Source organism: Brachybacterium sp. GPGPB12 (assembly GCF_038396325.1).
In the GTDB taxonomy this organism is placed as follows: Bacteria; Actinomycetota; Actinomycetes; order Actinomycetales; family Dermabacteraceae; genus Brachybacterium; species Brachybacterium conglomeratum.
This window is the reverse complement of the sequence record NZ_CP149573.1, coordinates 137222-155835: the sequence shown is the minus strand read 5'-3', so window position 1 is coordinate 155835 and position 18614 is coordinate 137222. Positions and strand designations below refer to the sequence as shown.

At 73.1% G+C, this 18614-nt stretch carries 16 protein-coding genes and 3 pseudogenes; 7 read left to right on the top strand and 12 right to left on the bottom strand.

The genetic code is table 11. The features are described 5' to 3' along the window. Positions 1–40 precede the first annotated feature (40 nt). From WKH84_RS00825 to WKH84_RS00805, 5 genes and pseudogenes are all read right to left on the bottom strand, one after another. Complete coding sequence (locus tag WKH84_RS00825; protein WP_341855332.1) at positions 41–379, bottom strand: non-heme iron oxygenase ferredoxin subunit; 339 nt, start codon at positions 377–379, stop codon at positions 41–43. Continuing rightward, positions 379–1704: pseudogene (sufD, locus tag WKH84_RS00820) on the bottom strand (Fe-S cluster assembly protein SufD). The gene WKH84_RS00825 and the pseudogene sufD overlap by 1 nt, the downstream one beginning before the upstream one ends. Then, the gene (gene sufB, locus WKH84_RS00815) at positions 1704–3131 is read right to left on the bottom strand and encodes a Fe-S cluster assembly protein SufB (protein WP_341855331.1); all 1428 of its coding nucleotides are present in this window, start codon (positions 3129–3131) and stop codon (positions 1704–1706) included. Before sufB ends, sufD begins: the two are co-directional and overlap by 1 nt. Continuing rightward, positions 3128–3277 (bottom strand): hypothetical protein, encoded by a 150-nt coding sequence (locus tag WKH84_RS00810; RefSeq protein ID WP_341855330.1) that lies wholly within the window; start codon positions 3275–3277, stop codon positions 3128–3130. The genes sufB and WKH84_RS00810 overlap by 4 nt, the downstream gene beginning before the upstream one ends. Before the next feature lie 46 nt (positions 3278–3323). After that, positions 3324–3884, bottom strand: coding sequence for a hypothetical protein (locus WKH84_RS00805; protein ID WP_341855329.1), 561 nt, complete (start codon positions 3882–3884; stop codon positions 3324–3326). Positions 3885–4151: 267 nt separating this feature from the next. Between WKH84_RS00805 and WKH84_RS00800 the strand changes: the two genes are divergently transcribed. The 6 genes and pseudogenes from WKH84_RS00800 to map all read left to right on the top strand — a co-directional run. Continuing rightward, positions 4152–5231: a glutathione S-transferase C-terminal domain-containing protein gene (locus tag WKH84_RS00800; protein ID WP_341855328.1), complete on the top strand. Its 1080-nt coding sequence runs from the start codon at positions 4152–4154 to the stop codon at positions 5229–5231. A gap of 267 nt (positions 5232–5498) precedes the next feature. Then, positions 5499–6254 carry an ABC transporter ATP-binding protein gene (locus tag WKH84_RS00795; RefSeq protein WP_341855327.1) on the top strand — a complete coding sequence of 252 codons (756 nt, stop codon included), beginning with the start codon at positions 5499–5501 and terminating at the stop codon, positions 6252–6254. A gap of 121 nt (positions 6255–6375) precedes the next feature. Then, positions 6376–7062 carry an ABC transporter permease gene (locus tag WKH84_RS00790; protein WP_341855326.1) on the top strand — a complete coding sequence of 229 codons (687 nt, stop codon included), beginning with the start codon at positions 6376–6378 and terminating at the stop codon, positions 7060–7062. Between the two features lie 157 nt (positions 7063–7219). Next, positions 7220–7912, top strand: a complete 693-nt coding sequence (locus WKH84_RS00785; RefSeq protein ID WP_341855325.1) for a hypothetical protein — start codon at positions 7220–7222, stop codon at positions 7910–7912. After that, positions 7912–8205 carry a hypothetical protein gene (locus WKH84_RS00780; RefSeq protein ID WP_341855324.1) on the top strand — a complete coding sequence of 98 codons (294 nt, stop codon included), beginning with the start codon at positions 7912–7914 and terminating at the stop codon, positions 8203–8205. The genes WKH84_RS00785 and WKH84_RS00780 overlap by 1 nt, the downstream gene beginning before the upstream one ends. Further along, positions 8202–9011: pseudogene (map, locus tag WKH84_RS00775) on the top strand (type I methionyl aminopeptidase); the annotation flags it as partial. The gene WKH84_RS00780 and the pseudogene map, both read left to right, overlap by 4 nt. Positions 9012–9148: 137 nt before the next feature. Here the strand turns inward: map and WKH84_RS00770 are convergent. The 7 genes and pseudogenes from WKH84_RS00770 to dut all read right to left on the bottom strand — a co-directional run bounded on the left by WKH84_RS00770 (position 9149) and on the right by dut (position 17926). After that, entirely contained in the window at positions 9149–10888 is a 1740-nt protein-coding gene (locus WKH84_RS00770) for a 1-deoxy-D-xylulose-5-phosphate synthase N-terminal domain-containing protein (protein WP_341856724.1), read from the bottom strand. Positions 10889–11303: 415 nt separating this feature from the next. Beyond that, positions 11304–14101, bottom strand: a pseudogene (gene acnA / locus WKH84_RS00765) (aconitate hydratase AcnA). A gap of 221 nt (positions 14102–14322) precedes the next feature. Beyond that, positions 14323–14511, bottom strand: coding sequence for a hypothetical protein (locus tag WKH84_RS00760; RefSeq protein WP_341855323.1), 189 nt, complete (start codon positions 14509–14511; stop codon positions 14323–14325). Continuing rightward, positions 14511–15647, bottom strand: a complete 1137-nt coding sequence (locus tag WKH84_RS00755) for a TRAM domain-containing protein (RefSeq protein WP_341855322.1) — start codon at positions 15645–15647, stop codon at positions 14511–14513. The genes WKH84_RS00760 and WKH84_RS00755 overlap by 1 nt, the downstream gene beginning before the upstream one ends. 121 nt (positions 15648–15768) lie before the next feature. Beyond that, positions 15769–16590 (bottom strand): DUF3159 domain-containing protein, encoded by an 822-nt coding sequence (locus WKH84_RS00750; RefSeq protein WP_341855321.1) that lies wholly within the window; start codon positions 16588–16590, stop codon positions 15769–15771. Then, positions 16587–17369: a DUF3710 domain-containing protein gene (locus WKH84_RS00745; protein ID WP_341855320.1), complete on the bottom strand. Its 783-nt coding sequence runs from the start codon at positions 17367–17369 to the stop codon at positions 16587–16589. The genes WKH84_RS00750 and WKH84_RS00745 overlap by 4 nt, the downstream gene beginning before the upstream one ends. A 2-nt stretch (positions 17370–17371) precedes the next feature. Continuing rightward, entirely contained in the window at positions 17372–17926 is a 555-nt protein-coding gene (dut, locus tag WKH84_RS00740) for a dUTP diphosphatase (RefSeq protein WP_341855319.1), read from the bottom strand. Here dut and WKH84_RS00735 point away from each other — a divergent pair. Continuing rightward, positions 17925–18473, top strand: coding sequence for a DUF3093 domain-containing protein (locus tag WKH84_RS00735; protein ID WP_341855318.1), 549 nt, complete (start codon positions 17925–17927; stop codon positions 18471–18473). The two genes, dut and WKH84_RS00735, sit on opposite strands and share 2 nt — an antisense overlap. Positions 18474–18614 lie beyond the last annotated feature (141 nt).

Sequence of the window (18614 nt, the reverse complement as noted above, 5' to 3'; positions counted from 1 at the left end):
CGTGGGGCTGGGGCGGGCGTCGGTGCGGGCGCCCGCGAGGTCAGGTGGCGGGAGCGGCAGAGGGATCCACGAGGATCTCGCCGCTGCTCTCGTCGATGCGCACGGGGAACACCCGCACGGGCAGGACCGCCGGGAGCCGCAGAGGACGACCGGTGACGAGGTCGAACTGGTCGCCGTGCTTCCAGCACTCGATGGTGCATCCCTCGACATCGCCGTCGCTCAGCGCGATCTCGTCGTGCGAGCAGAGGTCCTCGAGGGCGTGGACGCCGCCGTCCTCGTCGCGCACCAGGGCGATCTCGATCCCGCCGGCGACGACGTCGATCGCCTCGCCGGGGGCGAGGTCGGCCAGAGCGGCGACGGGGACGAAGGCGTCCGACATCAGTTCATGCTCCGTGCGAGCTCGTCCTCGATCGCGGCCGAGAGGCGCTCGCGCACCTCGGGCACGTCGATCTGCTGGATGATCTCGGCGAAGAAGCCGCGCACGACCAGACGGCGCGCCTCGATCTCCGGAATGCCGCGAGCGCGCAGGTAGAACAGCTGCTCGTCGTCGAAGCGCCCGGTGGCGGCGGCGTGGCCGGCGCCCTCGATCTCGCCCGTCTCGATCTCCAGGTTCGGCACGGAGTCGGCGCGGGCGCCCTCGGTGAGCACCAGGTTGCGGTTGAGCTCGTAGGTGTTGGTGCCCTCGGCCTCCTTGCGGATCAGCACGTCGCCGACCCACACGGACCGCGCGCCCTTCCCCTGCGGCCGCGCCCTTGTAGGCGACGTTGGAGGTGCAGTTCGGGGCGCTGTGGTCGATGAACAGGCGGTTCTCGAAGAACTGGCCCTCGTCGGAGAAGTACAGGCCCAGCTTCTCGATCTCGCCGCCGGGGGCGGCGTACTCGCCGATCGAGTTCAGGCGCACCGCGCCGCCGCCGAGGGTGACGGCGACGTGCTTTAGGCGCGCGTCGCGGCCCACGCGGGCGTGGTCTTCGCGCGATGTGCACGGCGTCGTCGTCCCAGTCGTGGACGGTGATGACGGTCATCTGCGCGTTGTCGCCGACGAGGATCTCCACGTCCTGCGCGTACTGGGCCGAGCCGGTGTGGTTCAGCACCACGATCGAGGAGGAGGACTCCTGCGCCTCGATCACGAGGTGCGCGTTGGCGCGGCGGTCCGCGCCCTTGCCGGTGATGTCCACGCGGAACGGCGCCTCGTAGGCGACGTTCTTAGCGGCGACCAGGTGCGCTGGCCTGCTCGGTGCGGGCCGAGGCGATCGCGGTGGGCAGGTCCTCGGGGACCAGCACCGTGCCGCGGGGCGCCTGGCCGGGCGCGAGCGTCGAGGGCTCCGGCGCGCCCTCGGGCACGGTCACGGCGTAGTCGACGGCGGGGTCGCCCTCGCGGTCGTCGGTGGCGGCGTCCTCGAAGAGGGCGGAGAAGCGGCGCAGCGGGGTGAAGCGCCACTCCTCGATGTCGCTCTTGGGCACGGCGTGGTCGGCGACCTCGAAGGAGCGCAGTCGCGCGCCGCGGTTCAGCGCGGCGTGGGCGGCGGAGACCTCCTGGCCCGGCAGGCTCAGGTTCTCCTCCTCCAGCTCCGGCGCGGCCGTCGTGTCGGTGCCCTCCAGGGCGGTCCCGGCGGCGACGGGCGCGGCGCCCGCCGCGTGGCCCACGGCCTCGTTCGCGGTCGGGTCCCCGGCGCTCTCGGCACCCTTCACATCAGTGGTCGTCATCAGCCGACTGCTCCTTCCATCTGCGACTCGATCAGGCGGTTCAGCTCCAGTGCGTACTCCATCGGGAGCTCGCGGGCGATGGGCTCGATGAAGCCGCGCACGATCATCGCCATCGCCTCGGTCTCCTCCATGCCGCGGCTCATCAGGTAGAAGAGCCGCTCCTCGGAGACCTTGGAGACGGTGGCCTCGTGGCCCATCTGGACGTCGTCGACGCGCACGTCGACGTAGGGGTAGGTGTCGGTGCGCGAGATCTGGTCCACCAGCGGCGCATCGCACAGCACGGTCGAGGCGGAGTGCTCGGCACCGGGCATGACCTGGACCAGGCCGCGGTAGGAGGAGCGGCCGCCGCCGCGCGAGACCGACTTGGAGACGATCGAGCTCGAGGTGTGCGGCGCCATGTGCACCATCTTCGAGCCGGTGTCCTGGTTCTGGCCCTCGCCGGCGAAGGCGACGGAGAGGGTCTCGCCGCGGGCGTGCTCGCCCATCAGCCACACGGCCGGGTACTTCATGGTGACCTTGGAGCCGATGTTGCCGTCGACCCACTCCATGACGCCGCCCTGCTCGACCGTGGTGCGCTTGGTGACCAGGTTGTAGACGTTGTTCGACCAGTTCTGGATGGTCGTGTAGCGGACGCGGGCGTCCTTCTTCACGACGATCTCGACGACGGCGCTGTGCAGCGAGTCGGACTTGTAGATCGGCGCGGTGCGACCCTCGACGTAGTGCACGTAGGAGCCCTCGTCGGCGATGATCAGCGTGCGCTCGAACTGGCCCATGTTCTCGGTGTTGATCCGGAAGTAGGCCTGCGGCGGGATCTCGACGTGCACGCCCTTGGGGACGTAGACGAAGGAGCCGCCGGACCACACGGCGGTGTTCAGCGCGGAGAACTTGTTGTCGCCCGAGGGGATGACGGTGCCGAAGTACTCCTTGAAGAGCTCCGGGTGCTCCTTGAGCGCCGTGTCGGTGTCCAGGAAGATGACGCCCTGCTCCTCCAGGTCCTCGCGGATCTGGTGGTAGACGACCTCGGACTCGTACTGCGCGGCGACGCCGGCGACGAGGCGTCGCTTCTCGGCCTCGGGGATGCCGAGGCGGTCGTAGGTCTCCTTGATGTCCTCGGGCAGGTCGTTCCAGTCGGTGACCTGCTTCTCGGTGGAGCGGACGAAGTACTTGATGTCGTCGAAGGCGATGCCGGAGAGGTCCGGGCCCCAGGTGGGCGGCGGCTTCTTCTCGAAGAGCTTCAGCGCCTTCAGCCGACGCTCGAGCATCCACTCGGGCTCGTCCTTGCGTGCGGAGATGTCGCGCACGACGTCCTCGGACAGGCCGCGGCGCGCGCTGGCCCCGGCCGAGTCCTCGTCGTGCCATCCGAAGGCGTAGTTGCCGATCGAATCGATGATCTCGTCCTGTGAGAGCTTCTCGGGTGCGCTCGTCATGGTGTCCTTCCCTCGGTGAGCGGAATGTGGGTCGTGCAGACGTGAGCCCCCTGCGCCAGGGTGGCCAGGCGCTGGACGGGGGCCCCGATGATGCGGGAGATGACGCGGGACTCGGCCTCGCACAGCTCCGGGTGGTCGGCGGCCACGTCGAGGACGGGGCGACGGCCGTGGCAGAGCAGCGCGGTGACGAGGCTACGCGGCCCGGCACCGCCTTCGCGACGGGCCGCCGGCGGCCGGACGTGCGGCGGGCGGACGGTGGTGGCGTAGCCGCGCTCGGTCAGCGGCTGCGAGAGCGGCTCGAGCCGCTCGGCGGTGCCCACCGGCTCCCCGGTCTCCGCCTCGAGGCGGTCGACCCGTTCGGCGAGCCAGCTGCTCCCAGTCGGAGATCCGCCGCTCCGCGAGGGCGGTCACCGCCTCCTCGCCGCCGCGGCGGGCGAGCTCGTCGACCGCCATCACGGCCAGCTCGTCGTAGCCGGCGGCGAAGTCCTCATGCGCCGACGGCGAGAGCACGAAGGTCTTGCTGGGGCGTCCGCGGCCGCGATGGGCCACGGGCACCTCGTGCTCGGCGATGGTCCCCTCCGCCTCGAGCGCCGCGAGATGGCGGCGCACGGCGGCGCTGGTGAGGCCGAAGCGCTCGGCGAGCGCCGGGCGGTGATGGGTCCGTGGGTGGAGATCGCCTCGACGAGGCGATCGCGCGTGGTCTGCTCGGGCTTCGCCGCGAGCTCCTGCGCATCCTGCTCGGCCATCCTGCACCTCCCTTCTCGACCACCTAGATTTTACAACAGGACTCTTTCCAAATACTGCCCGAGTCCTGTGCCCCCGGCCACGAAGGGTGCCCTTACCTGCGACGTCAGGCAGGGCGAGGCGGATCGCACGCCCCCACGCATGGTGCACGACATGGGCGCGGAGCGCACCCCGGCGCCCCTCTCGGCGCGCCGAGGATCGCCCCCGAGAGGCTTCCATCTAGTACCGGTTTCAATTATTATGGCGGTGACGCCACCGACACGAAGGGACCCCACGATGAACGAGACCGCCCCCGCCTCCACGGACGCCGCCGCCGAGGAGCACTCGACCCGCGGCGCCTACGTCTCCGGCGGCAAGGCCTTCGACCGCGACATGAACTACATCGACGACCGGATCACCCGCGACGGCCGCGACGGCTGGCCCGTCGAGGCCGGGCGCTACCGGCTGATCGCCGCCCGCGCCTGCCCGTGGGCCAACCGCACCCTGATCTCCCGTCGTCTGCTGGGCCTGGAGGGAGCGATCTCCGTGGGCATGCCCGGCCCCACCCATGACAAGCGCTCCTGGACCTTCGACCTCGACCCCGGCGAGGTGGACCCCGTGCTCGGCTACGAGCGCCTGCAGCAGGCCTACTTCGCGCGCTTCCCCGACTACCCGCGCGGCATCACCGTCCCCGCCGTCGTGGACATTCCCACCAGGGCCGTCGTGACCAACGACTTCCAGCAGATCACCCTCGACTTCGCGACCGAGTGGACCGAGCACCACCGCGCCGGCGCCCCGGATCTCTACCCCGAGGCTCAGCGCGAGGAGATCGACGCGCTGAACAAGTGGATGCTCCACCGGGTCAACAACGGCGTGTACAAGGTCGGCTTCGCCGGCTCGCAGGAGGACTACGAGCGCGAGTACACGCCGCTCTGGGAGGCCCTCGACGAGCTCGAGGAGCGCCTGGGCCGCGACCGCTACCTCATGGGCCCCTCGATCACCGAGGCCGATGTGCGCCTGTTCCCCACGCTGATCCGCTTCGACCCCGTCTACCACGGCCACTTCAAGGCCAACCGGCAGACCCTCGCCTCGATGCCGAACCTGTGGAACTACACCAAGGACCTGTTCCAGACCCCGGGCTTCGGCGATACGGTCGACTTCGCGCAGATCAAGCGGCACTACTACTACGTGCACGAGGACATCAACCCCACGCAGATCGTCCCCGCCGGCCCCGCGCTCGAGCGGTCGCTGGAGGCGCACGACCGCGACCGCTTCGAGACCGACACCTGGGGCCCCGGCGGCACCGCTCCCGAGGCGCCGCTCGCCGCGGAGGTCGTCGACCCGGCGCACACACCGCTGCACGTCACCGGGCGCTGAGCCCGGCACGGCCCAGGTGAGGTCTCGCCCACCTCGCCCGGCCCGGACGCGGCGCCGTCCCCGGCCCGGCGTCGCGTCCGGCCTACGATGGGGCGGCCATGGACGACCACTCCCCTGCCCTCGTCGCGACCGACCTCGCCCACTCCTACGGCGCCGTGCGCGCCCTCGACGGCCTGAGCCTGACCGCGGAGCGCGGCGAGGTCACCGCGGCTGCTCGGCCCCAACGGCGCCGGCAAGACCACCGCCGTCTCCTGCGCGACCGGTCTCTTGCGCCCCGATGCCGGCGGCGTGCGCGTGCTCGGCACCGACCCCTGGCGAGCGAGCCCCGAGCACCGCGCCCGGGTGGGCGTGATGATCCAGGACGGCGGCCTCGCCTCGGGCGCGACGGCGATGCAGGCGCTGCGCTACGGGGCGAGCCTGCACGCCGCCCCGCTCGACGTCGACGAGGTCGCCTCCCATCTCGGCATCGACGAGTTCGCCCGCACCCTCGTGCGACGCCTCTCCGGCGGACAGCGCCAGCGGCTCGCCCTGGCGCTGGCGATCATCGGCCGGCCCGACCTCGTCTTCCTCGACGAGCCGACCGCCGGGATGGATCCCTCGATCCGGCGCCGGGTGCGGGAGCTGATCCGGGGGCTGGCCCGCACCGGCACCGCCGTCGTGCTCACCACCCATCTGATGGACGACGTGGTCGGGCTCGCGGACGCGGTACGAGTGATCTCCCGCGGCCGCGTGCTCGCCTCCGGCGGCGTGCAGGAGGTGGTCCGCGAGCATCGCGGGCCGGGCGGCGGCGTGACCCTCCGGGCGACCGCGAGCGGCGTCGCCCCCGACGCCGTGCCCGCCCTCGAACAGGCCCTGCACGAGGCCGCCGCCCGTCACGGCGCCCGCCTGGAGGTCTCCAGCGCCGCGGCCGCTGACCTCGAGGCGGTCTTGCTGGACCTGATGGACCGCGACGCCCCCGGGGACGAGGACGCCGGGAGCACGACCCGCCACGACGACGCCCCCAGCGCAGGAGCCGCCCGATGAGCGCCGCCGCCCCGTCGACCTCCCCTGCCGGTTCCGGCGGCACCGCCGCCGCGCCGCACGTGCCGCGTCCCGCGCCGGCGCGCGCCGCATCCTCTCCCACGCCCGGCTCGAGACCCGCGTCTTGCTCTCCAACGGGGAGCGGCTCATGGTCGCGATCGCCCTGCCGGCGATGGTGATGGTGGGGCTGTGGCTCGCTGCCCGTCGGCCGGCTCGAGGGCACTCCCGCGATCGACACCGCGGTCGCCGCGACCTTCGCGACCGCGCTGATCTCGACCTCCTTCACCTCGCAGGCGATCATGACCGGCTTCGACCGTCGCAACGGCGTCTTGCGCTGGATCGCGACGACGCCCCTGGGGCGCGCGGCTATCTCGCCGGGAAGATCCTCGCCACCCTCACCACCCACGTCTTGCAGGTGGTCGTGCTCGGGGTGCTGGGCCTCGTCCTGGGCTGGCGGCCGGAGATCGCCGGCCTCGCGGCGCTCGTCCCCGTCTGGCTGGTGGGGACGGTGGCCTTCGGGGCGCTCGGCCTGCTGGTCGCGGGGCCGCTGCGCACCGAGGCGGTGCTGGCGGTGGCGAACCTCGTGTTCGTGCTTGCTCGTCGCCGTCGGCGGCGTCGCCTTCCCCACCACCTCGTTCCCGCGGATCCTCGGCGGGCTCGCGGACCTGCTGCCCTCGGGCGCGCTCGGCGAGCTGATGCGGGCCTGCCTCGCGGGCGGTCCGTTCTCCCCGGCTCCGCCGTGGTACTGCTGCTGTGGGCCGCGGCAGGGGTCGCGGCCGTCGTGCGCTGGTTCCGCTGGACGGATGCCTGAGCCCCCTCGCACGAGCCCGACGCCGGGCCCGGTCCCGGAGCTCCTGCCCGGCCGCTCGGCCGTCCCGGGCGACCGCCGAGTCCTCACGATGCGGGATCCCTCGCATCCGCACCCGGCGTCCAGGCGGCCCTCGGCCGCGGAACCTAGACTGCTGGGCATGTCCTCGCCTGCCCTCTCCGCCGAGCGCTCCCCCGAGCGCCACGGGCGGATCACCACCCTGCCCGACCCTCGTCTGACCTCCTGGGGGCCGCGGCGGCGCGCACGTCTCGCCGCCATCGCGATCTGGGGCAACCTGATCTGCCAGATGGGCATCATCCTCTCGGGCGGCGCGGTGCGTCTGACGGGCAGCGGACTGGGTCGCTCCTCCTGGCCGCACTGCGAGCCGGGGAACTTCACCCCGGAGCTGACGCTCGAGGCCGGGATCCACCCCTTCGTCGAGTTCGGCAACCGCACGCTCACCGGCGTGCTGAGCATCTTCGCGGTCGCGGTGCTTGCTGGTGACCTACCGCTGGCTCGCCCACAAGGGACGCGGCTTCCGGATGCTGGCGTGGGTGCCGCTGATCGGCACCGCCGCGCAGGCGCTGATCGGGGCGTTCGTGGTGTGGTTCGACCTGCACCCCGGGATCGTCAGCCCCCACTTCCTCATCTCCCCCGTGCTCGGCGCGCTCTCGACGGTGCTTGCTGGTGCGGCTCTACGACGGCGACTCGCACGTGCGCCTCGCGGTCCCGCCACGACTGCTGGGGCTCTACGTCCCGCTGGCGGCGGTGGGCTTCGTGGTGCTGGTGCTCGGCACGCTGGTCACCGGCACGGGCCCGCATTCGGGCGATGCCGGGGACGTCACCCGCCTGATGTTCTCCCCGGTCCTGATCACCCGGGTCCACGCCGTCGCGGTCTACCTCTTCCTCGCCCTGCTGATCGCGATGCTGGTCGTCCTCCACCGCTCGCGTGCCCGCCGCGAGGCCCGCACCGCGGCCTGGTGGCCGCTCGCGGCGACCCTCGCGCAGGGCGCGGTCGGCTACATCCAGTACTTCACCGGGTCGCCCGAGCTGGTGGTCTTCGGCCACCTGCTCGGCGCCGCCGTGTTCGCACCGATGATCGCCTGGGTCGGGGCCCGGCTGGTCACCTGGCAGGAGGCACGATGATCCTCGGACGCCGTCGCCGCGACTCCACCCAGGAGCCGCCCACCACCGCGCAGGCCCGTCCGGCCGGCGAGTTCGTCGCCTCCGTGCTCTCGCACCTGCGGCAGGTCGTGGACGTGGGCTGGAACCTGCTGGACGTCGACGCGGAGGCGCATCGCCTGATCCGCGAGGCCGGGGCGACCAGCCGCTACATCGACTACCACCCCGTCTTCGGAGCCTCCCCCTTCGGGTACGTCATCTGCACCTCGCTGAACGAGGCCGTGCTCCACGGCCGCCCCTACGACCGGGTGCTCGAGGACGGGGACCTGCTCTCCCTCGACTTCGCCGTCTCGGTGGAGGGCTGGGTGGCGGACTCGTGCCTGACGATCCCCGTCGGCACCCCGCGCGCGGAGGACCTGCGGCTGATCCGCGACACAGAGCAGGTGATGTGGGCCGGGATCGACCAGGTCACCGCCGGGGCCACCGTCGGAGACATCGGCTTCGCGGTGATGAACGAGGCGACCTCGCTCGGCTACTCGATCAACGACCGCTTCGGCGGCCACGGCGTGGGGCGCACGATGCACGAGGCGCCCTTCGTCCCCAACCACGGCACCCCCGGCGGCGGCGCCGAGCTCGTGGCAGGGCGACTGATCACCGTCGAGCCGTTCCTGGTGCCGACCACCTCCGAGCTCGTCGTCGACGAGCGGGACGGCTGGACCCAGCTGGCGGCCGACGGGTCCCGCGGCGCGCACGCGGAGCACACCCTGCAGGTCACCGACGGCGCGCCGATCGTCCTCACGGCCCGGGCCGACGACCCCGCTCCGCGCGCTCGCTGGGCTGAGAGCACCTGCGGACGCTCCGTTCCGCGGTGCTCACCGCGTCGGCGGCACGGCGTCCTCGTATCCGGCCCACGACACCCGCCGCGTCGGAGCGACGGCGCCCGCGGGTCGTCACCGAGCAGCGCGATTCAGAGCAGTGCGGCGAGGCTCTCGGCGATGCCAGGGGCGTCCAGGCCCTGGTCGGCGAGGATCGCGTCGCGCTTGCCGTGGGCGAGGAACTCGAGGTCCACGCCCAGGCAATGCACGACGGGGCCGGGCCGCGCCGGGGTCGAGCGTCGGCCGAGCCGCAGTGCGAGCGCGGCACCGATCCCCCGCTCCGCGAGGCCGTCCTCGAGGGTGAGCACCGCGCGGGCGCCGGCGGCCAGGTCCAGCGGCTCCTCGCCCAGCGGCGGCGCCCGGACCGGATCGAGCACGACCACGTTCGCCGCGGGACGGGACGCCGCGATCTCCCGGGCGGCGGCGAGGGCGCGGTCGGCGAGGGCGCCGACGGAGACCAGGAGCACGTCGATCGGGGCCTCCGCGTCGCCGTGCAGGACGTCTCCCGCGGGCGCCTGGGCGAGCGCCGGGAGCTCCTCGGGGCAGGCGCCCTTGGGGAAGCGGACGATCGAGGGGCCCGGGGTGCCGAGCGCCGCGGGGACCGCCGCGTCGAGGCGGGCGCCGTCGCGGGGCGCCCACAGGCTCAGTCCGGGCACCTGCGCGGCGAGGGCGAGGTCCCAGATGCCGTGGTGGCTCGGACCGTCGTCCCCGGTGATCCCGGCGCGGTCCAGCGTGATCGTGACGTCCTCACCGTGCAGGGCGAGGTCCAGCAGCAGCTGGTCGTGGGCGCGGTTGAGGAACGTCGCGTAGAGCGCGACGAGGGGCGACCGGCCCCCGGCGGAGAGGCCGGCGGCGGTGTCCAGCGCGAGCCGCTCGGCGATGCCGACGTCGAGGACGCGCTCGGGCATCTCCTGCTGCATCGGGGTGAGCCCGACGGGGTCGATCATCGCGGCGCTGAGCGCGACCACCCGTTCGTCGGCACGGGCGGCGTCGAGCACGGCGGCGCCCAGGCGGGCGCTCCAGGTGCGGGCGGCGGGCTTCGTCGCCTCCTCGCCCTCGAGCGAGAAGGGGCCGGTGGCGTGCCAGTGGTCCACCGCGTCGGCCTCGGCGCGGGCGAAGCCGGCGCCCTTGCGGGTGAGGACGTGCAGGACCACGCCGGCGCCGCCAGGGTCCTCCGCGGTCTCGCGGGCGGCGGCGGTCGCGGCCGCGAGCGCGGTGAGATCGTGGCCGTCGACGGGTCCGAGATAGGTCAGACCCAGCTGGGTGAAGACGTCCTGTCCGGGCGACACCTCGCCCGTGCGCGGCGCGGCGAGATGCCGAGCGAGGCCGCCGACGGTGGGCGCGTAGGAGCGGGTGTTGTCGTTGAGCACGACGACGGTGCGGGAGCCGCGGTCCGCGGCGAGCTCGTTGAGCGCCTCGAGGCCGACGCCGCCGGTGAGCGCGCCGTCCCCGATCACCGCGACGGAGACGCCCTGCTTCCCCGCGAGGCGGTGGGCGCGGTCCAGGCCGTGCGCCCAGGCGATCGATCCGGAGGCGTGGGAGTTCTCGACCAGGTCGTGCTCGGACTCGCCCCGGTCGGGATAGCCGGAGGTGCCGCCGGCGCGGCGGAGCCCCTCGAGGTCGGCGCGGCCGGTGAGCATCTTGTGGACGTATGCCTGGTGGCCGGTGTCGAAGACGATCGGCTCCCCCGGGGAGCGGAACTCGCGGTGCAGGGTGAGGGTCAGCTCGACGACGCCGAGGTTCGGGCCGAGGTGGCCTCCGCTGACGGCGCAGATCTCGAGGAGGCGGCGGCGAAGGGTGCGGGCGAGGCCCGGGAGGCGCTCCGCGTCCAGGCCGCGGCGCCTCGGGGTCCGCGGGGATCGGCACCTCGGGCGGGGGCACGGTGGAGTCCGCCGCCGGGCGGGAGGGGCGGGGCGCGGGCGCCGACGGGTCGGCGCGGCGGCGTCGCTGCTCAGTGGTGGACACGCACGGTCCTCCCTCGGGGACGGGATCGGGACCTGTTCAGAGTACGTGGTGCTGACCTGCCGAGACGGGAGACATGGTCACATCTGTGCACATCTTCACCGGGGCTTCACCCGGCCCCGCCGAGGTGTGCAACGCGGTGCAGACAGCCCGGTCAGGGGTGCGCGAGAGGGTGCCTGCGGCGCCTCCCGCACCCGGACATGACGGCGCCCCGCCGGGCCGGAGCCGGGCGGGGCGCGGCGTGCGCCGGTCACGAGGACCGGACGGCGCGGGAGGGGCCTGCGATCAGGCCGCGACCAGCGAGCGCAGGACGTACTGCAGGATTCCGCCGTTGCGGTAGTACTCCGCCTCGCCGGGGGTGTCGATGCGGACGACCGCATCGAATTCCGCGGAGGTGCCGTCCTGCTTGGCGGCGACGACCTTGATCGTCTTCGGGGTGGCGCCCTCGTTCATCGCGGTGATCCCGGTGAAGGAGAAGGTCTCGGTGCCGTCGATCCCGAGGGACTCGGCGGTCTCGCCGGCGGGGTACTGCAGCGGCGAGACGCCCATGCCGATGAGGTTCGAGCGGTGGATGCGCTCGAAGCTCTCGGCGATGACGACCTGGACGCCGAGGAGCTTGGTGCCCTTGGCGGCCCAGTCGCGGGAGGAGCCGGTGCCGTACTCCTTGCCGGCCAGGACCACGAGCGGGATGTCCTGCTCGGCGCAGGCCTGGGCGGCGTCGTAGATGAACTCCTGCTCGCCGGTCAGGAAGTTCTTCGTGTACCCGCCCTCGACGCCGTCGAGGAGCTGGTTCTTGATGCGGATGTTCGCGAAGGTGCCGCGGATCATGACCTCGTGGTTGCCTCGGCGGGAGCCGTAGGAGTTGAAGTCCTTGCGCGCGACGCCGTGCTCCTGCAGGTAGCGACCGGCCGGGGAGTCGAGCTTGATCGAGCCGGCGGGCGAGATGTGGTCGGTCGTGGTCGAGTCGCCGACCTTGACCAGCACCCGGGCGCCCTCGACGTCGCCGACCGGCGCGGGTCGCGCCTCCATTCCCTCGAAGTACGGGGGCTTGCGCACGTAGGTGGACTCGGAGTCCCACTCGAAGGTCGCGCCCTCGGGAGTCTCCAGGCTCCGCCAGCGCTCGTCGCCGGTGAAGACGTCCTTGTAGTCCTCGGTGAACATCTCCTGGGAGATGGACTCGCCGATGACCTTCTCGACCTCGGTCGGGTTCGGCCAGATGTCGCGCAGGTAGACGTCCTGGCCGTCCTTGTCCTGCCCCAGCGGGTCGTTCTCGAAGTCGAAGTCCATGGTGCCCGCGAGCGCGTAGGCGATGACCAGCGGCGGCGAGGCCAGGTAGTTCATCTTCACGTCGGGGTTGATGCGGCCCTCGAAGTTGCGGTTGCCCGAGAGCACCGCGGTGACGGCGAGGTCCTTCTCGGCGATGGCCTCGGAGATCTCCGAGTCCAGCGGGCCCGAGTTGCCGATGCAGGTGGTGCGGCCGTAGCCCACCAGGTGGAAGCCGAGCGCCTCGAGCGCCGGCCAGAGGCCCGCCCGGGTGTAGTAGTTGGTGACGACCTGCGAGCCGGGGGCCATGGAGGTCTTCACCCACGGCTTGGCGACCAGGCCGCGGTCCACCGCGTTCTGGGCGAGCAGGCCGGCGGCCATCATCACCGAGGGGTTCGAGGTGTTGGTGCAGGAGGTGATCGAGGCGATCGAGACGATGCCGTGGTCGATCTCGAAGTCCTTGCCCTTGACCTGGACCGGGTCCGAGGCGCGGCCGATCACGTTCTGGCGCTCCGGGGCGTCGCCGCCGGAAGCGTTGTCCGACTCCAGTCCGGCCGGGTCCGAGGCGGGGAAGCCGCCGGCGTCCTCGCCCTCCTCGACCTGATGGCCCTCGCCCGCGTAGGACGGCGACACCTTGCGGAAGGACTCCTTCGCCTCGGTGAGGACGATGCGGTCCTGGGGACGCTTGGGGCCGGCGATGGAGGGCACCACGGTGGAGAGGTCCAGCTCGAGGTACTCGGAGTACTCGACCTCCGTCGAGGGGTCGTGCCACAGGCCCTGGCGCTTGGCGTAGGCCTCCACGAGGGCGACCTGCTCCTCGGTGCGACCGGTCAGGCGCAGGTAGTCGGTGGTGACCTCGTCGACCGGGAAGATCGCGACGGTCGAGCCGAACTCGGGGCTCATGTTGCCGATCGTCGCGCGGTTGGCGAGCGGGACCTGCGAGACGCCCTCGCCGTAGAACTCGACGAACTTGCCCACCGCGCCGTGCTGGCGGAGCATCTCGGTGATGGTGAGCACGACGTCGGTCGCGGTGGCGGCCGGCGGGATCTCGCCGGTGAGCTTGAAGCCCACCACGCGCGGGATCAGCATGGAGACGGGCTGGCCGAGCATCGCGGCCTCGGCCTCGATGCCGCCGACGCCCCAGCCGAGCACGCCCAGGCCGTTGACCATGGTGGTGTGCGAGTCGGTGCCGACGCAGGAGTCCGGGTACGCACGGAGCACTGGCGCGCGCCATCGACCGACACCTCGCGGGTCATGACGGTGCGGGCGAGGTACTCGATGTTGACCTGGTGGACGATGCCGGTGCCCGGGGGGACGACCTTGAAGTCGTCGAAGGCGGTCTGGCCCCAGCGCAGGAACTGGTAGCGCTCGCGGTTGCGCTCGTACTCGAGCTCCATGTTCTGCTCGAGCGCGTCGAGACGGCCCGCGACGTCGATCATCACGGAGTGGTCGATGACCATCTCCGCGGGGGCGAGCGGGTTGATCCGCTCGGGATCCCCGCCGAGGTCCTGGACGGCCTCGCGCATGGTGGCGAGATCGACGACGCAGGGGACGCCGGTGAAGTCCTGCATGATCACGCGGGCGGGCGTGAACTGGATCTCGACGGACGGATCGGCCGTCGCGTCCCAGCTCGCGAGCGCACGGACGTGGTCGGCGGTGATGTTCGCCCCGTCCTCGGTGCGCAGCAGGTTCTCGAGCAGGATCTTGAGGCTGTAGGGAAGCTTCTCGGCGCCCTCGACGGCGTCGAGCGCATAGATCTCGTAGTCGGTGCCGCCGACCTCGAGCTTCTGCTTCGCGGCGAATGAGTCGACAGTGCTCATCGGACGCACTCCTTCGGTATGGGTTCGGCCCCTCCATCGTAGGCGCGTCGCCCGCGCGCGGCAGGCGATCGCGCACCTCGGGGCCCGACGCGGAGGGCGCGGGTCGAGGAGGGGTGCCGGGCGGCTCCCCGGCAAGTATCTTGAAGTCAAGATAAATCATACCACGCAGGACCCCATGGTGCTGACAGTGCGTCATCTGCGCCGGGCGCGCATCGGCCCGGTCAGCCCGCGACGCGCTCGAGGACCGCGACGGACTCGATGTGGTGCGTGTGCGGGAAGAGGTCGAAGGCGCGCAGGTCCTTGACCTGCCATCCCTTGCCCTCGATCGCGGCGAGGTCGCGGGCGAGGGTGGCGGGCTCGCAGGAGACGTACACGATGCGCTGGCGCACGGCGCCGGCGAGCGACCCCATCAGCTCGACGCCCGCGCCGGCGCGCGGCGGATCCAGGACCACCGCGTCGACCCCGCCGCGGCGTGCGCGCACCCAGTCGGTGACGTCGGCCGTGGCGGTGGAGACCTGCGGGAGGTCCTCGAGGTTCTGGGCGGCCAGCTGGGAGGCGCGGCGGTTGCCCTCGACGGAGACGACCGAGCCGCCCGTGCCCACCTGCTCCGCGGCGACCGCGGCGAAGACGCCGACGCCGCCGTAGAGGTCCCAGGCGGCGCCGCCCCGCGGGGCGTGCAGGGCGGAGTCGACGATCTCGGTGAGCGAGCTCCGCGGCCCGGCGGTGGGACTGCCAGAAGCCGGTGGCGCTGACGGTGAACAGCCGCTCGCCCAGGCGCTCGTGGACGGTGCCGTCGCCGCGCGCGCTGGACGAGACCGCGGGCGGTGCGGACCGCGACGTCGGCGTCGCCCCAGCTCTGCGGGATCTCGATCGTCTCGGGATCCAGGTCACGGCCGATCAGCACCACCGAGGCCGGACCGGCCGAGGGGGCCACGGCGTCGACGGCCTCGGTGCCCTCGGGGGCGGTCCACTCCCCCAGGCGCAACGCGCGCACCGCGGGGGCCGACAGGGGATCCTCGCCCACGGGACGCACTTCGTGGGAGCGCCAGCCGCGCATCCCGACCTCCCCGTCGGGGCCGACGGCGTAGCGCACCCGAGTGCGCCAGCCGAGCCCGTCGGCGTCGTGCGGGGCGGGCTCGACCTGCACCTGCTCGATCGGGAAGCTCGTCACCCCGGCACGCCGCAGCGGCTCCTGCATGACCTCGCTCGCGATGCGGCGCTGGGCGGGCAGGGCGATGTGCGCCCATTCCGCGCCGCCGACGCCGTCGACCCCGGCCTCCTCCCACACCGTGGGGACGCGGTCGGGTCCGGCCTCGAGCACGTCGAGCGCCTCGGCGCGCCAGAAGCGGGCATCGGCCTTCGCCTGGGGGTCCTCGAGAAGGCGGGCGGTGACGGTCTCCCCCGGTGCGGTGCCGCGCACGAAGACGACCCGGCCCTCGTGGCGGGCCACGAAGGTGCCGCCGGCCGCGGGAGGGCCGGCGGTGACCGTGAGGACTCGGCCGCCGGGGGCGGGGTCGCTCGGCGCGCTGTCGGCATCGGGGGTCATCGGACCACTCTCCTCCACTCCGGGTCCGAGCCCGGCTCGGACGGCGGCAGAACTCTCGGCGTGCACATCGTGCACCATCATCTCATCCAGTGGACGGTGCGCTGACCGCGCCGCTCGGGGCTCAGCGGTGGCCGCGGCGGGCGAGCGACCCGCGATGCATGAGCCAGACGAGATAGGCGATCACCGCGAAGGCCGGCAGGCCCATGGCGATCTTCGCCGCGCCGAGCGCCGCGACCTGGCCGGTCAGCAGCGGCGGGAGCCGCACGGCGAGCTTGGCCGCGTACAGCCCCGCGAACAGGAGGGTCGCGCGGGTGTAGACGCGGCGGCCGTCCTCGTGCTCGCGCCAGTCCGAGACCCGCGGGTCCAGCGGCGCGACGACCACGCCGACGAGCGGGTGCCGCAGGGCGAGGGAGAGCAGGAGCACGGCCAGCGAGACGGCGTTGGTGACGATGCCCGGCCAGTAGAAGTCGGACCCCTCCCCGGAGCGGACCGCGAGGACCGCGCCGAGCGCGACCCCGATCAGCCCGCCGATCACGGTCGAGGGGCTCTGGCGCTGGACGAGACGCACGACCAGCATCACCACGACGGCCGCGACCGCGGCGCCCGCGGCGAGGCCCACGGCGCCCGTGGCGACGAAGAGCACGACGAACAGCGGCGTCGGCGAGACCGACTCCACGATCCCGCGGCGCCCGCCGATCGCGTCGGCGACGGAGAACTCCTCCTCCTGGAGCACGGCGCCGAGGCCGCCGCGGGTCGATCCCTCGCCGCCGGCGGGCTCTACCGCGGGCCGCTGGCCCGCCGGGGATGCGTCCTGCGCGTCGGCCCCGGGGGACGGCGCGGCGTCGGAGTCGCCGCGCGGCGAGGACCCGGCGGCAGGCGCGGGGGCGGGGGATGCGGCGGCCCGATCCCGTCGGGGCCGGCCGCCGGCGCGGTGGGTGCTCATCCGATCTCGGTGATCTCCGGACCGCGGGCGAGCGGGTCCAGCGGGCCGGAGCGGATCTGGTCGAGGCCCGGACGCTCGCCGGGCAGGTGCAGGGGGATGAGCTCCTGCGGCGCCATCGCCTCCGCGCCGCGCACGACGACCAGGCGCGAGACGAGCGTCTCGAAGCGGCGCGCCTGCTCGGGGTCCGCCAGCGCCTTGCCGGAGAGGACCGCGCGCAGCGACCAGCGCCGCCCGTCGACGCCGATGAAGCGCGCGGGACGGTAGGCGGTGCGGCCGTCGGCCCGCTTGACGGGCATTCGCGCGATCAGCTCGGTCCCGAAGGCGCCCGGCCGGGTCTCGGCGGTGCCGCCCTGCTTGACCACGGACTCGCGCGCTTGCTTGCCCCGCACCTCCTCCCAGATCCCGCGGGACTTGGGAGCCGCGAAGGCCTGGACCTGCAGCGAGGAGCCCTCGATGACGAGGTTCGCGCCGGTCACGGCGTTCGTGCGCTGGTCGACCTCCATCCGCGACTCCATGCCGTCGATGGCGGGGACGAGCAGGCCGCCGAGGTCGATGCGGTCCTCGTCGGGCGCGTCGGCCTCGTCGTAGGGCCCGTCCTCGAGGTGGTCCCCGCGTGCGGGGGCCTCCTCCTCGGTCTCGGGCTCGTCCTCGGGGAGGGCGTCGTCGGCCGCGCCCTCGTCCTCCGGGGCGTCGTCCGGCTCGGGCGAGTCGAGCTCCAGGGCGCCCAGCCCCTCGATCTCCTCCGGCTCCTGCCGCTTCCTGCGGGAGAACAGTCCCATGGTCATCCCTCCTGGTGGTGTGCGCCGCCGAAGCCGCCGCTGGAGCCGAACCCGGCGGTGGACCGGTCCGTCTCCTCGAGGTCCTCGACCTCCTGCGACACGGGGGCCAGGAACGGCACCACCACGAGCTGGGCGATCCGGTCCCCGACGCGGAGGGGGAAGTCCTTCGTCGGATCGGTGTTGTGCGGCGCGACCTTGAGCGGTCCGCGATAGCCGGCGTCCACGATACCGGGGCCGTTGAGGACCGTGACGCCGTGCTTCGCGGCGAGGCCCGAGCGGGGGCAGACGAGTCCCACGGTGCCGGGCGGGAGGGCGACGGCGAGGCCGGTGTCGACCAGGGCGCGGCCGCCCGCGGGGATCACGAGCTCCTCGGCGCTGGCGAGGTCGAGGCCGGCGTCGTCGGCATGGGCGCGGTGCGGGAGCGGGGTCGCGCCGGTGCGGCGGATCCGCGCGGCGCGCTGGTGTCGGGGTCGGCAGACATGACGCCAGGGTAGGCGCTCCGGCGGCGTCCTCCGCGCACCGGGGGTCCAGGGAGTGCGTGAGACCATGGTGGGCATGTCCGCCTCCGCCGTTCCCCCCGCCGCCGAGTCCCCGTCCGAGCGGTCCGCCGCCGGTGCGGCCCCCGCACCCGGGCGCGGCGCCGGAACGCCTCTCCACCGCGAGCACCTCCTGCCCGGGGTCGGCGCCTGGGTGATCGGCGTCGCGATCGGTGCGGCGCTCGGGCTCGTCATCGTGCCCCTGCACCTCGGCGCGGCGATCGCGCTGTCGGCGGTCTCCATCGTGATCGCGATCGTCTTGCTGATCGCCTACTCCCCCGTGCTGGAGGTCTCGGACGGCCGGTTCCGCCTGGGCCGCGCCCGGATCGACGTGACCGAGCTGGGCGAGCCGCAGGTGCCGCGCGGCGAGGACTGGGCGCTCACGATCGGCCAGGACTTCGAGCCGCTGGCCCACCACGAGGTGCGCGGCTGGACCCGCGGCGGGATCCGCGTCGAGGTGCTGGATCCGGAGGACCCGACCACCGCGTGGGTCGCCTCGACCCGTCGCCCCGAGGACCTCGCCCTCGCTCTGCGCACCGCCCAGCAGCAGGCACGGCGCGCGGCCTGACCGCTCCGGTCCGAGGGCATCTCCGACCTCGTGGCCTGTCGGCCTCGCGCCCGGTCCGGCCCCGACAGCAGGAACGGCACCTCCCCTTCAGGAGGTGCCGTTCCTGCTTGCCGGGGTGCTCCCCCTCTGCTGACCCGCGCT